The sequence below is a fragment of the Fictibacillus sp. 18YEL24 genome (genome assembly GCF_015903855.1).
GTDB classification, from domain to species: Bacteria; Bacillota; Bacilli; order Bacillales; family Fictibacillaceae; genus Fictibacillus; species Fictibacillus phosphorivorans_C.
This window is the reverse complement of sequence record NZ_JACZDT010000003.1, coordinates 329,183-342,497: the sequence shown is the minus strand read 5'-3', so window position 1 is coordinate 342,497 and position 13,315 is coordinate 329,183. Positions and strand designations below refer to the sequence as shown.

Annotated in this window: 11 protein-coding genes; 6 read left to right on the top strand and 5 right to left on the bottom strand. The window is 38.9% G+C overall.

Translation table 11 applies throughout. The features are described from left to right. Positions 1–2 precede the first annotated feature (2 nt). Both HU823_RS12085 and HU823_RS12080 read right to left on the bottom strand, forming a co-directional pair. Positions 3–971, bottom strand: a complete 969-nt coding sequence (locus HU823_RS12085; RefSeq protein ID WP_144702152.1) for a LacI family DNA-binding transcriptional regulator — start codon at positions 969–971, stop codon at positions 3–5. A gap of 55 nt (positions 972–1,026) precedes the next feature. After that, the gene (locus tag HU823_RS12080; protein ID WP_197222202.1) at positions 1,027–4,371 is read right to left on the bottom strand and encodes a GH36-type glycosyl hydrolase domain-containing protein; all 3,345 of its coding nucleotides are present in this window, start codon (positions 4,369–4,371) and stop codon (positions 1,027–1,029) included. A 381-nt stretch (positions 4,372–4,752) separates the two neighbouring features. Between HU823_RS12080 and HU823_RS12075 the strand changes: the two genes are divergently transcribed. From HU823_RS12075 to HU823_RS12065, 3 genes are all read left to right on the top strand, one after another. Then, complete coding sequence (locus HU823_RS12075; protein WP_144702159.1) at positions 4,753–6,003, top strand: sugar ABC transporter substrate-binding protein; 1,251 nt, start codon at positions 4,753–4,755, stop codon at positions 6,001–6,003. A gap of 88 nt (positions 6,004–6,091) precedes the next feature. Continuing rightward, positions 6,092–6,976: a carbohydrate ABC transporter permease gene (locus HU823_RS12070; protein WP_066392036.1), complete on the top strand. Its 885-nt coding sequence runs from the start codon at positions 6,092–6,094 to the stop codon at positions 6,974–6,976. A 16-nt stretch (positions 6,977–6,992) separates the two neighbouring features. Then, positions 6,993–7,835 carry a carbohydrate ABC transporter permease gene (locus HU823_RS12065; RefSeq protein ID WP_144702162.1) on the top strand — a complete coding sequence of 281 codons (843 nt, stop codon included), beginning with the start codon at positions 6,993–6,995 and terminating at the stop codon, positions 7,833–7,835. Between the two features lie 57 nt (positions 7,836–7,892). Here HU823_RS12065 and HU823_RS12060 read toward each other — a convergent pair whose 3' ends face one another. The 3 genes from HU823_RS12060 to HU823_RS12050 all read right to left on the bottom strand — a co-directional run bounded on the left by HU823_RS12060 (position 7,893) and on the right by HU823_RS12050 (position 10,796). Further along, positions 7,893–8,090, bottom strand: a complete 198-nt coding sequence (locus tag HU823_RS12060) for a hypothetical protein (RefSeq protein WP_197222201.1) — start codon at positions 8,088–8,090, stop codon at positions 7,893–7,895. 228 nt (positions 8,091–8,318) lie between these two features. After that, positions 8,319–9,296 carry a hypothetical protein gene (locus HU823_RS12055; RefSeq protein ID WP_197222200.1) on the bottom strand — a complete coding sequence of 326 codons (978 nt, stop codon included), beginning with the start codon at positions 9,294–9,296 and terminating at the stop codon, positions 8,319–8,321. A gap of 147 nt (positions 9,297–9,443) precedes the next feature. Further along, complete coding sequence (locus tag HU823_RS12050) at positions 9,444–10,796, bottom strand: glucoamylase family protein (RefSeq protein ID WP_197222199.1); 1,353 nt, start codon at positions 10,794–10,796, stop codon at positions 9,444–9,446. 263 nt (positions 10,797–11,059) lie between these two features. Here HU823_RS12050 and HU823_RS12045 point away from each other — a divergent pair, with 263 nt between their 5' ends. The 3 genes from HU823_RS12045 (at position 11,060) to HU823_RS12035 (ending at position 13,315) form a co-directional block, all read left to right on the top strand. Next, positions 11,060–11,737 carry an alpha/beta hydrolase gene (locus tag HU823_RS12045; RefSeq protein ID WP_197222198.1) on the top strand — a complete coding sequence of 226 codons (678 nt, stop codon included), beginning with the start codon at positions 11,060–11,062 and terminating at the stop codon, positions 11,735–11,737. Continuing rightward, on the top strand, positions 11,727–12,242 hold the full coding sequence (locus HU823_RS12040) for a DinB family protein (RefSeq protein WP_197222197.1): 516 nt from the start codon (positions 11,727–11,729) through the stop codon (positions 12,240–12,242). Before HU823_RS12045 ends, HU823_RS12040 begins: the two co-directional genes overlap by 11 nt. 119 nt (positions 12,243–12,361) lie before the next feature. Continuing rightward, on the top strand, positions 12,362–13,315 hold the full coding sequence (locus tag HU823_RS12035; protein WP_197222196.1) for an ABC transporter permease subunit: 954 nt from the start codon (positions 12,362–12,364) through the stop codon (positions 13,313–13,315).

Here is a 13,315-nt window from a genome sequence, read left to right as displayed (position 1 = left end):
GTTTATCGTTTTCGTACGGAATCCCCTTCGATCAGGCTTACGTTGATTCTCTCATGTTCAGGACTTTGCTTCTTTTGTATTAAATTCAGCAGCAGTTCTGAAGCTAATGCGCCCCATTTATGCTTCGAATAGTTGATCGTCGCAAGTCTCGGTTGAATATATTGAGACACTTCAATATTATCAAAACCGATTATATGAACATCTTCACCAATACGAAGATTCGTTCTGCTGAAATAATTATACATACCGATCGCCATCTCATCATTCAAACAAAACACACCTACAGGCTCTGTAAAGTCTTGATGAATTTTCTTACCTGCTTCTTCACCTGAATGCTTGTTAAAATCACCATCGATTTCGATGTACTCAATATGCGAATAGCGTTGTACCGCTTTCTGTACAGCTTCTAACCGCTGCCTCGCATCAAAAGAGATATCGGGACCTTTAACAACACAGATCTTTCGATGACCTTTTTCAGCTAAATAATCGATCGCGAGTGTAGCCCCAGCTTTATTATCAAGCAGTACTTGAGAGATGTTCGGATGGTCCATTCTTCGATCCATCACGACCAGCTTATGTCCTCGTTCCGCGTGACTTAACAATTCTTTCGTTTCATATGTTGCATCTAGAATGATCGCGCCATCGATCATGCGCTCAGGAAGAAAGCGATGTGATTCTTTCCCGCTGCAGACGATAAGCTCATAGCCGTTCTCGCTTAATGTCTCCATCATCCCCTGCAGAAGCTGACCATAAAAAGCACCACTATAGTTCGTTAAATAGATTCCAATGATTTTTGTTTCTCGTTTTTTCAGTGATCGAGCAGCTGCGCTTGGGATATAATTGAGTTCTTTAGCGATCGCCAATATTCGTGCTGATGTTTCCTTCGTAACTTTCGGACTTCCGTTCAAGGCATAGGAGACCGTGGAAATGGAAACACCTGCTTGTTTTGCAATGTCTTTAATACTTACCAACGAACTTCTCTCCTATCTCTCATGTTGCAAACGTTTCCTTTATTATAACGAATGGTTATGAATAAATCTCTACGGTATTCACGTCTGCTGACAATTTATTTACAAATTCAGAGCGATTCACGCTCACGCCACCATCTCGATAGATGTTCTGATACGTATTACTCTGTACTTCTTGGCCATTAACGATGAGTCGATTCGTTTCTTCACCGCGGTCTCGGAATACCATTTTGACAGGTTTTCCATCAATCATATACTGCAATTCAAGGCCATTCATTTCTTCTGTTAATATTGGATCAATGATTAAGTTCTCCCCTTGTGGGCGAATACCTAAACAATTTGAGATCAACTGGTTCATGTAGATTCCAGGTCCAGAAGAATAGATTCTCCATCCACCTTTAACTTTGGCTTTTCCATCTTTTAGTTCACCAAAACGTTCTTGTGCTTCATAGCGAGTTTTAAAATCACCATCAGAACTTGAGAAATAAGCATTACTCTGACGTCGCTCTGCATTTGGAACTTTTTCTTGAATCATAACAGGATTGATTTTCTCTAATCCGCTCCACACTTCTTCTTTTTTACCTAGCTTCGCCATCGCTTCAACAAAACGAATATGAGCATGAACATATTGAAGTCCGATTTCACGTCCAAAGTTTGATGCTTGTTCAGCACGTTTGAAATGCGTACTCACACCGCCTTTGTAATGAGCAGGTTTGTCCATCAATCTTACGCCATCTGGGCAATAAAACTTATCCATGATCAGATCAAGGTGCTGTTTTGCTTGTTCAGGTGTTAACAATTCTGCAATCATACTCCGCGTCATCGGTAATAAACGATAGTTGATACCTGTCGTGTTATCACTAGGATGAAGCATCAGTTTTGGTGATTTTGGATCCTCCATGTAAACAAATCCTGGGATTACATCTGTGCCTAACATATGTTCTTGATAGTCTGCTTTAATGTTTTTAGCGAGCTCGCTCAGTTTTGCAGCTTCTTCTTCGTCCACATGCTGTAATTGCTGGGAGAACTGAGTCATGACTTGATACGTTAATGCAACCGTCCATGAACTTACCATGTATTTTTTAAGCTGTGGATTTGCAGGTTGAAGCGTATCATCCCAATCACCGTCTCCATATGAGGAAAGGTGTGTATCATGCAAAAAGTTCTCTCTCATGTAACCGATCTGTTTTTGAATATGCTGTAATAATGTTTCTTTTTTCTCATTAAAGTTAAAATCACGGTTAGACGTGTAAGGAATTTCCTCACGTAAAATATCAAAATCATTCGTAGCAGCAAGGTAATCAGTCACTAACTTCAGTGGCCATACGATAATATCTCCATGTGAATCATCTTGCTGGATTTTGAAGTATTGATCAAACATGAACCATTGTGGCCAGTTCCCTGTTTCTTCAAACTGATGAGAATATACAGTAAGCAAGATGTCTTTTACTGCACCATAATGCTGAGTTGCTAAGAAGTATTCAGCAGGTCCTTGGCAAACATCTCGAGTACCCCACGCTGCTCCACCATATTGCTCGAGACCATGAGGAACAGAATAGTGAATAAGCATGTTATGTGTATACCAATGTGCTAACGCGTTCATCTTCTGAAGCTCGTGTGTCTCGACTCCATCCTTCGTCAAACGGAATCCTCGGTTCGTGTTTTGTATAAATGTACGGTAACGCTCAATTTCCGTTTCAATCGTCTTACTTGTAAACGGAATCTTCTTCCCTTCGATCAATCCCTGATGAGAGATGCCCCACTCATTTGTTGGTTCAAGATCGCAAACCAAAAGAGAAGCAGAACCACTATCCATATTTTCACCAAAGATTGTCTCGTCTGTTACGCTCCACTCGGTTCCCGTAATCTTCATTCGATAACTTAAATTTTCATACGTTTTCGCACTGTCTGAAGCAGCATCCGCGAAGAACGAAAGAACTCCATCTTCTTTTTCCATCTTAAATGGCACTTCATATTCTTGATTATTCAAGGATACTTGGTTCGTCACAACGAATCGGTAAGCCTTTCCGCTCATAGCCTTAACATGCAGCTCAACTTCCGGGGTATCGACTGTTGTATAGTTTGTGATGATGAACGTCTCATCTTCCGTCTTATAGAACCAGCGCGTATAGTTAAAGCCCATCTCGAACAACGAAGGCATGGTTAATAGTTTCAACTTTCCATCTGACTCAACATAGATTCGTTGACCCGATGTTTTCATAACATTCAACGCATTACGTGCATTCGTCATCATCTTATGAAAAGAAGTGTTTCCTACTACTAATTGTGAATTAAAGATTCCATACATATAAGAAGTAGTCGTGATCGTGTCCTCTTTTAATGACACGTTATCTCCCGTAACGAGAATATGTCCATGAGGTCGCTCTACGATTCTTTCTTTTTCTTTTAAAACGATATGTTCATAGGTCGGTGTAAAAAAGGATAGAAGCGTATCTCCTTCATACTCTTCTAAAATACGCTCCGGGAAAAGAGCTTCCACTTCTTCCATTTGAAGATCAACTATTTTTAATGTTCCGTCAAACTGGTCATTACGATTAACTTTTTCAAGCGCAATCGTATCTTCAATTCGCTGAGCTTGAACTTCATTCCAAGCTAATTCAATCTCATCCTTATATTCAATAGACGTAACAGCATCCTGATGATCCTCTTTAAAACATCCATAAAAATTGATGTGATGTTTACCATTAAGTGCAAATTGCTCTGATTGAAGTGCAATATAAGCGAATTCGTATTGATACACTTCACTCGCTAAGTTCTCGTTATAAAGTGCTTGTGGTACATCTGTTTCTTTATATGAAGTACCGAAGAACTGAAAACCATCAGTTATATAACCAACAGATTTCGTTAACGATCCTTGTTGTAGGTAAGGAAAGGCTTTTCCATTAGGCTGATTTTGACGTGAACAGATCACATAACCTAGCTTCTCATCTTCAAACACACCATGGTCTACATACTGCGCGATGAATGCTTCATTTGTTCGAACAGCTCCGATATGAGCAAGTCCCACGTCTTGCCCATAAATAATATCAGCCTTCTCAGCCTTTCCTTCGAGTTCAACATCCCAAAACCATATACCACTTTCTTTTAATGAAAAAGTGACTATATAAGAGATGTCTTGAAACGTACCTTTCCAATAAACTTGATTCTCATTATACGAAACGGTGCCGTTAGATTTACTACCCAGAAGCGGAGTTACATGGATACCCTCACTGTTGAACACACGTAAATAAAGATTGTTCAAAGAACCATCGATTGGATTACTCATCCATTGATTGATCATCGTATCATGGTGGGAAGCTTTGTAGATATCACCAGTACTTAAGAACGCAAATGCAAAGTCACCAGCTTTAATCGTGATGTTCCCTTTCGTTAATGTTGTCATTGTCTATCCCTCAATTCTTTTATTATGTCTATTTTGTAATAAAGTAAATTCTGTTGATATAAACATGAAGTTTTCATCTCTTTTAACATAAATGAAAGCATTTTATCGAAACGTTTCAATTAAATTCAAGAGAGTTTCTAGGTTTTTGAGTTTCATACTGTTATCTTCTTCATTTCCTTTTGTAACAAGGAAAATAGTATATGAAACCTTATGTTTCCAACAATTTATGGAAGGAAACCTCTTTTTGAAAATTCCATGTTGTAAACGATTACAACTTGAATTATAATGTGCTTATCGAAACGTTTCAACAATAATCTCAAAGAAAATTCGGGAATAATAAAAATTGATTGCTTTCACAGGCAAATTATAGGGGGAACTCACATGAAAAAACGTTGGTTTAAAAAATCGATGGTTACGTCGATGGTTGGTGCACTTGTACTATCCGGCGTCTTAGCTGGCTGCTCTTCAGGTTCAGAAGACGGAAAAACAACAATTACGGTTTGGGGAATGGGTGAAGAAGCAAAGTCACTTCCTAAGATCGCTGAAGAATTTGAAAAAGAAAATCCAAAGATTGATGTTAAAGTACAAGCCCTTCCTTGGGATCAAGCACACGATAAGCTATTAACAGCAGTTGCATCGAAAAAAGGTCCAGATGTTGTTCAGATGGGTACAACTTGGATTCCTGAGTTTGCATCAGCTGGAGCATTAAAAGATTTAACACCTCATGTTAAAGATTACCCGGAACTAGATCCAAAACATTTCTTTGAAGGTTCTGTTGAAACGACTAAGTTTGATGACAAAATGGTTGGTGTACCTTGGTACGTTGATACTCGTTTGCTCTACTATCGTACAGATTTGCTCGAGAAAGCTGGATTTAAAGAAGCTCCAAAAACGTGGGACGAGTTGAAGGAAGCCGCTGATAAGCTAGCTGATCGCGGAAAAGGCAAATATGGAATTTCGATCGATGCTAAAGAACAAAGCTTGTCATTCATGTTCGCACGCCAAAACGGCGCTGAACTATTAGGGTCAAACAATGATCCTAAATTCAATGATCCTAAATTCGTTGAAGCGGTTGAGTACTTGAACAGCTTCTATGAAAGTGGAGCAGCTCCAAAAGAAGAACTAGGAATGGACATCGTCCAAGGTTTCCGTGGAGACGGGATCCTACCAATGTTCATCAGTGGTCCGTGGATGATTAAATTGATCAACGACCAAGCTCCTGAGCTTAAAGGTAAATGGGGTACGGCTGTTCTTCCAGCAAAAGAAAACAACATCTCTGCACTTGGTGGATCTAACCTTTCTGTATTCGAATACACGAAGCATGAAAAAGAAGCATTAAAATTCGCAGCATATATGAGTAAACCTGAAACACAATTAAAATGGATGGAGATGACAAATTCCCTTCCAGCAACACAAAAAGCATGGGAAGACGAGTCTCTTACTGGAAATGAATTTTATAAAGCGTTCGGTGAACAGATGGAAGCTTCACAACCGATGCCTGTTATTAAGCAATGGGAAGAAATCGCTCAATCTTATTTAAAGAGCTTTGAGAAGATTTACAGAGGCGGAGCAGATGTTCAGAAGGAATTGGATAACTTCGACAAAAAAGCGGAAGAGATCTTAAAGAAATAAATCCTGTTGATCCGGGGTATAACGAGCAGGTTATCCTGCTCGTTACCTTTTTATCATCAACACGGGTAACGATGAAGGATGTGAAAACATGAAAAGCTATTCAAAAACGACTCCTTACCTCTTCATTGGACCAGCACTTCTATTATTGGCTTTATTCTCTCTTTTTCCCATTGTTCTTGCATTGGTGATTAGTTTTACAGATATTGACCTAGCTGGACTTGCAGACTATTCAAATATTAGCTTTATTGGAATCGAAAACTATATCAATATCTTTAAAGACCCTATTTTTCTAAAATCGATCGGTAACACTGTCTTTTATGTCGTATTTGGTGTTCCACTCGTTATCGCATGTTCACTTGGTATCGCTCTTTTGATCAACTTTGGTACAGCGCGCATCTTCAAGGCTTTTCGTCTTGTTTTTTATATGCCTTCGATCACAAACGTTGTAGCAGTAGCTGTAGTGTGGACGTACCTATACAACCCGCAGTTCGGTCTGTTCAACTATCTGCTCGGTCTTGTAGGTATTCCTGCCATACCGTGGTTACAAGACCCAACGATTGCCAAAGGGTCATTGATCGCATTAGCCGTTTGGCGCGCGATCGGTGTGAACATGATTATTTTCTTAGCAGCTTTACAAGGTATTCCGAAAACGTATTATGAGGCAGCTCAATTAGACGGTGCGAACAACTGGAAACAGCTTACGAAGATTACGATTCCTCTTCTTCGTTATGCCATTTTCTTCGTGTCGATCACAACGATGATCGGATGGATTCAGTTCTTCGAAGAACCATTCGTTATGACGAACGGTGGACCGCTTGATAGCACCACTTCTGTTGCTCTCTTCATCTATCGCAATGGATTCCAGCTCAGCAATTTCGGTTATGCTGCTGCAGGTTCATTCGTCCTGTTTGTAACCATTATCATCATCACGATGATTCAGTTTCGATTGCAAAAGAAAGATACCGATATTTAAGACGTGAGGTGAGAACATGAAAACAAAAGTATCTGATGCGAAGAAAGCATACAAAATTCAGCAATGGATCGCAGGAATCGTCTTAACGCTTGGAGGCCTTTTAGTAGCCATCCCATTTATTTGGATGATTCTCTCTGCTTTCAAACCTGAAAGTGAAGTCCTTCAGCTCACACCGACTCTGTGGCCTGAAACCTTTACAACGGAGAACTTCGTCTACCTGTTTGAGAACATGAACTTTGGTGTTTATTTGCGAAATACGATCATCATCGTCCTCTGTTCTTTTGTCGGACTTTTCTTTAATGCGATGGCTGGATACGCATTTGCGAAGTACAAGTTTAAAGGAAGAGAAAAGCTTTTCTACCTTGTACTAGCAACAATGATGATTCCTGGACAAGTAACGATGATCCCTGTTTATTTAATCTTAAACCAGATGGGCTTGACGAACACGATGGCAGGTGTCGTTCTACCAGGATTAGTTGGTGCATTCAGCATCTTCTTATTCCGTCAGTTCATGTCTACCATCCCAGACGAACTGCTTGAAGCCGCTCGTCTAGATGGAGCGAGTGAGTTCCGCGTGTTCATGCAGCTCGTTCTACCTATTTCCAAACCAATCATGGCCGTTCAAGGAATTCTAACGTTTATCGCTGGTTGGAACAGCTTCTTATGGCCGTTGATCATCGCGAACGATGAAAGCTTGTATACATTATCTGTTGGGTTAAGTCTTCTAAAAGGACAGTATGGAGGCAACTTCGCATTGCAGATGGCCGGATCAACGTTCATGGTTGTTCCAATCGTCATCATCTTCATCATCTTCCAAAAGCACATTATTGAAGGCTATACCATCTCCGGTATGAAATAGAAGGTTGGCGTTGAAGAACCCTCGATTCGAATATGTAATCGGGGGTTCTTTTTGTTTTTATTTGTCTACTTTTTGGAGCTTGGTTTTCTTTCTATAATGAAGATGGATGAGGATTGCAAATATGAACCCTGAAGCATAAACAATATCATTTAGGATGCTGTTGAAATGATACATTTTTGAAAAGATAGAGTACAGAAACAGGATTCCAGTTAATATTAAAAAAGCGTTTAATCTTTTCTCCGATGTTTTCTTCATATGTACCTCCACTACCATCATGTAAGAAGATGAACCTTTGTCGAAAAGCCTATAAATTATTTTGAAGACCTATAAATTATTTTGAAGACCTATAAATTATTCTGAAGACCTATAAATTATTCTGAAGACCTATAAAATTATTTGAAGGACTATAAATCAAGAACTACGGCTATAAACCAAAATGGATTGCCTACCATACTTCAAAATACCGCTCTTAATTGAGTACTCTTATACCCAACCCTCAAGCTCTGACAATAAAACTCCTTTTTTCTTTACCAAAAAACCTAGATCACGCTCAAAGCCCCTCTCTGTTGTTATCAACAGATCTGAGAAAGAAAACCTATAGATTCTATTGAAATCTCTTTTAAGAGAAAAATAGATGTTCTCTTCTTCTGGACTAAATAACATAGATAGCTGTGTAGGAAAGTCCCCTTCTCTTTGAGCGGTTTGCTTCAGGATGGATAGTCCTTGTTCAACGGAAAAGTCACCTCTTCTGTTTACCAATCCACCATATGCTAGCTGATAACGATCACTTCCTGGTCCTTGCAATGTCATATCTTCCTGTTCCATGGCATCTCGAACTGAAAAATTTGTAAGAACCATAAAGTTATCCTCCAGCTGATCTGTGTCTATATATTTTCTTCCAGGCTCCACAAGGAACGACTTCTTGTTAGGACCAACTATTAAACTTTGAACACTATAATCAGGAACATTCACGATTTCTTTTTCTTGAAGATAGGTAGGCAGCACTGATGTTTTTACTTTTTCAGACAACACTTCATCAAATAACCTCATCATATGTATACTGTTTTTGTTCCTTTTATATTTGCCCTCTTCATTCGGGTTCACCATATGAAGATTCATAAAGATTCCGTTTTTATTAAAGCCAATGGCTGGTAGGAAACGGCCGCCTTCTTTTTGCAAAATAAGGAGCTGATTATCACCTGATAGAGCCATTTTAATCGGCCGCTCAGACAGATCAAAGTTCATTCCAATATACGTCTCATCTTCATGCAAAACAAAACTCGTGCACATCTCTTCTTCACTTCCATTTTTAAATTTCCAGCTGAATAAATGATAGGTACAGCTGTCAGTAAAAATAGATTCTACATAAAAATCCTGGACCCTTTTATCCTCGTTTACGGTACGTGTTTTTATTTTTCTTACACGTTCACCGCTAAATTGTATCTTTTCACCTCTAAACATCACGTTTTCACTGATAAACTCATACTCACCACCTACGAATCACTCCTGACCACCGCTAACCTCTACACTTCCACCTGAAAGCACACAAAACAAGCTTGATCAAACAAAAAACACCCTCATCCATTTGGAATCGGGTGCTGCGTACAATTATTGAATAGAGAACTTTTCTTTTTTCAACAGATCCTCTGGCTTTTTACCGATCGGATCTTGATGGAAGTAATCGCGAATCACACCATCTTTTAGATAGTTAGCGATTGAAACCATGATCATTCCTTGATCGAGCGCGAGATATGCTTTGGCGATTTCGCCTGTTTCCACGTTTACAGAATCATAGAATCCGTACTTGCTATAAGTATCCAGCTCTTTTAATGCTTTAATGTTTTTTCTAACAGCTTCTGGATCATAATCTAATGCTAAGAATGATGCATGAGCCGTTACGGTCGCACCATCTTTGTATCCAGAAGTTCCTAGTGGTGTAGCTGCGAACTCACTGTAACCATCTGGTGTTGCAGATGGAGAGAAGCCCCATGCTTTATACCCTTTTTCTTCTGCAAAAGCTTGCTGTAATTCAACATGACGCTTGTTGTTCAGCCCAAGCGCATTCTTGCCAAGTTCAACCTCATTTAATACGATTCCAGGCATAAGGCTTTCAAACATGCTTCCGCCCCAGCTCGGAACGAATTTTACACCTTTGTATTCGTAATGGCCTTCAAAAACAGAAACGCCATCATATTCATGAGTTTCACCTTCTGGAATTTGTGCTTGCCAATCCCATTCTTTAGGCATCGTACGGTACATCTTCCACCAGTGATCACTTGGCACATCACCTTTACCGATCGAGATGTAACTTGCTACTCTTGGTTCTGTGTTGAATAACCCATAGTGATGATCAGTTAACTTCCCTTGTGCAACATCATATCCACCACGGAATTGTCCCACTTCCGGATCATATAGAGTCGTATAATTCATGTCTTCAACGAGCTTACTCGTTTGTGGATTCAACTCTTCATAAGCTTGTCCAACTACGATTAATCCTGCAGATAGCCAGCCGTTATCCACTTGAGAGATGAACTGTCCCCAATCCTTTTTAACCGAACCATCTTTTGTGTTATACCAGTTGTAATATAAGCCATTCCACTTTTCTAAACCTTCAAGTGTATTCAACGTGACTTGTATACGTTTAACCGCTTCCTTTTTAGAGATGATTCCTAACTCTTGAGCAGAGATCGTACTCATCATATACATCCCAATGTTTGTAGGAGACGTGTGTGTTGCATCTTTTTTGCCCTCTGCTGTATATCGAGTCTCATCATAGGTCAAACCTGTTTTTGGATCAGTATGATCTTGATAAAACTTGTATGTCTTCTTAGCAATTGATTTTAACTCCATTTGAAATGCATGATCTTTTCCTCTGTCAGTTGCGGACGCAGATGATGTTACAAAAACATTCGCAAACAAACTGAACATCAATACAAAGCTAATGATTTTACTTGTTTTCATAGACGCATTGCTCCTCTCCATACTTATAATAACAGTCAGTCGAAACGTTTCACCAATAGTTTAGCACGTTTGATCGAATTAAATAAGGAGCACGGAAGCTTTTGCGTCAATGGTTGTATGCGTTTTCATAAAAAACAGTAGAATGGTCGGAGAAAACTGATAATAACAGGAAATATTGTGATTTTATTAGGAAAATAAAGGATAACGAAATAGAGAGGAGAAAAATATATAAAATTGTATCTATTAAAGGTAGGGGTTGAAAAATGAAGAATAGATCTAACTATGTCATTGGCTATAAAAACCTGAAAATTCCTTACGTAATACAAACCAAAACAGATCAGCCAAAAGGGCTCGCCATCATGCTTCCGGGTATAGGGTATACAGTTAAATCACCATTGTTCCATTTTTCTTCTGGAGCATTTTTAAACAAAGGATATGATGTATTACATGTAAACTATCCTTATTCTTCAACAGATTACGAAGATTTCAGCTTGGAAGAAATCACATCAGCCCTTATTAACGATGTTTCCAAAGTTTTAAATGAAGTGGTTGATCACACATTCTATAAATCTTATTACGTGATAGGAAAATCCTTTGGCACTATGGCTATTCCCACCGCACTAGACATGTTGCCCAGCCAAAGCACGAAGGCAATCTGGTTAACACCTCGTTTAATTGGTGAACAGGTTTTTCAAACACTAAGAACGTGTACTCAAGACAGCCTTTGTGTAATTGGTGATAAAGATCCCTTTTATGACATAGATAAAATGAATCACATCATTCGTAACCCATCTATAGAGTGTATGATGCCTCCGGGTGCAAATCATGCACTTGAAGTAGACAACGATATTCTAACATCTATTGATATGGTTAAAAGTGTTATGAAAAGAATAGATGATTTTATCTCTTTAAAGAACGGAGTATTAAACCATGAACTTTAAACAAAGTGAAGCTCTCGAAATTCTAGAGCGTACACCTGCCGTTTTGACAAACTTGTTATCAGGACTCTCAAATGAGTGGGTAAATGGCAATGAGGGTGGAGATTCATGGAATTCTCTTGAAGTCGTCGCTCACTTGATCGACTGCGAAAAGAGCAACTGGATACCAAGGATTAATAGCATTCTTTCAAGCTATGAGGATGCTCCTCTTCAACCCTTTGATCGATTCTCTCATCTTGGAAAAGAAACAGGGGTGGAGGAGCTGCTGCGTGAATTTTCGCAAAGTCGGCAGCAAAGCTTATATCAATTAGGTACTTTAAAAATAAGTTCCCTTGATCTAAATAAGACTGGATTACATCCTGAGTTTGGATTTATTACCCTACAACAATTATTATCCACGTGGGCCGTTCATGATCTTACACACATCAATCAGATTAGTAGAGTTCTGGCTAAACGTTATGATTTCGATGTTGGTCCGTGGAAAACATACTTAAGCATACTCAAATAACGTTCCCCCGTGGGAGCTTTTTTTATTTTTACCATGGAGGAAAATAATGGATTATGTCGAATGATTATAGTTAACTTTATTAGATAAAAAGAGATAGAGAGATTTAGGGGGAAAATTTTATGTATTTACTTGTCCTTCGGCGCATTGCTTATTTTTTGATGCCGATCGTAGGGGTTTTTTTCATTGGTGCACTTCCTTACCTTTTCTTCAGCAATGTTCAAGGTATCGAAGCTGTTGCTCGTTTACTGGATTCTGGCGCACTCGAGAATGCACTCTTTTTAAACCAGGATTTGGGATTATTTTTCGAGCCTTATCTTGATAAGATATGGGATTTGTTCATAAACCTCATAACGTTTTCAAATGTGACTTTTTATGAATATCAACAGGAGAAGTTACTGTTCCCAACCATTTTAAAACCTTATTTTTATTCTATAAAACTAGTATTGGGTGCATTCTTTCTAGCTATAGCTTCATCAATCATACTGGCTTTGATTATCAAGATATTACCTGACCGCATTCAAAAAGGAATTCGCTTCTTATTTTTTTCACTCGAGTCCTTACCCGATATCTTTATCGTTGTTATCATTCAATATAGCATGATTCTGTATGTTAGAAATACGGGAAATCTCTTGTTCCCGATCGTACATAGCGATCAAAATCCTAGCTATTTCTTACCGATTTTTTGCTTGAGCATCTTGCCAACTCTTTTCTTAATAAGAACGTTGCTGTTCTTACTCGATGATGAAGATTCAAAAACGTATGTAGAATTTGCCCGCGCAAAAGGAATACGATATGCGCTGATCCTTTATATTCACATGCTAAGAAATTCACTTTTAAGTCTGTTCTATTATTCAAAGAACGTGTATTGGTTACTAATCTCTACACTCTTTATGGTAGAAACCATTATGGCGATTCCCGGTATCACTGATTTTATGCTAGATAACGGTCCTACGACACCGGATGTCATTACAGTTAGCGTTTTGCTCATGTTCGTTCCGTTTTATCTATTATTTACACTTTCCTCTTATGTTCTAGAGCATAAGCTGGGACGCACTAATGAGGAGGTGGCGTAA

Coding starts and splice junctions, on each gene's coding strand:
- HU823_RS12080 (WP_197222202.1), bottom strand. CDS start 4,371: ATGACAACATTAACGAAAGGGAACATCACGATTAAAGCTGGTGACTTT.
- HU823_RS12075 (WP_144702159.1), top strand. CDS start 4,753: ATGAAAAAACGTTGGTTTAAAAAATCGATGGTTACGTCGATGGTTGGT.
- HU823_RS12070 (WP_066392036.1), top strand. CDS start 6,092: ATGAAAAGCTATTCAAAAACGACTCCTTACCTCTTCATTGGACCAGCA.
- HU823_RS12065 (WP_144702162.1), top strand. CDS start 6,993: ATGAAAACAAAAGTATCTGATGCGAAGAAAGCATACAAAATTCAGCAA.
- HU823_RS12060 (WP_197222201.1), bottom strand. CDS start 8,090: ATGAAGAAAACATCGGAGAAAAGATTAAACGCTTTTTTAATATTAACT.
- HU823_RS12055 (WP_197222200.1), bottom strand. CDS start 9,296: ATGTTTAGAGGTGAAAAGATACAATTTAGCGGTGAACGTGTAAGAAAA.
- HU823_RS12050 (WP_197222199.1), bottom strand. CDS start 10,796: ATGAAAACAAGTAAAATCATTAGCTTTGTATTGATGTTCAGTTTGTTT.
- HU823_RS12045 (WP_197222198.1), top strand. CDS start 11,060: ATGAAGAATAGATCTAACTATGTCATTGGCTATAAAAACCTGAAAATT.
- HU823_RS12040 (WP_197222197.1), top strand. CDS start 11,727: ATGAACTTTAAACAAAGTGAAGCTCTCGAAATTCTAGAGCGTACACCT.
- HU823_RS12035 (WP_197222196.1), top strand. CDS start 12,362: ATGTATTTACTTGTCCTTCGGCGCATTGCTTATTTTTTGATGCCGATC.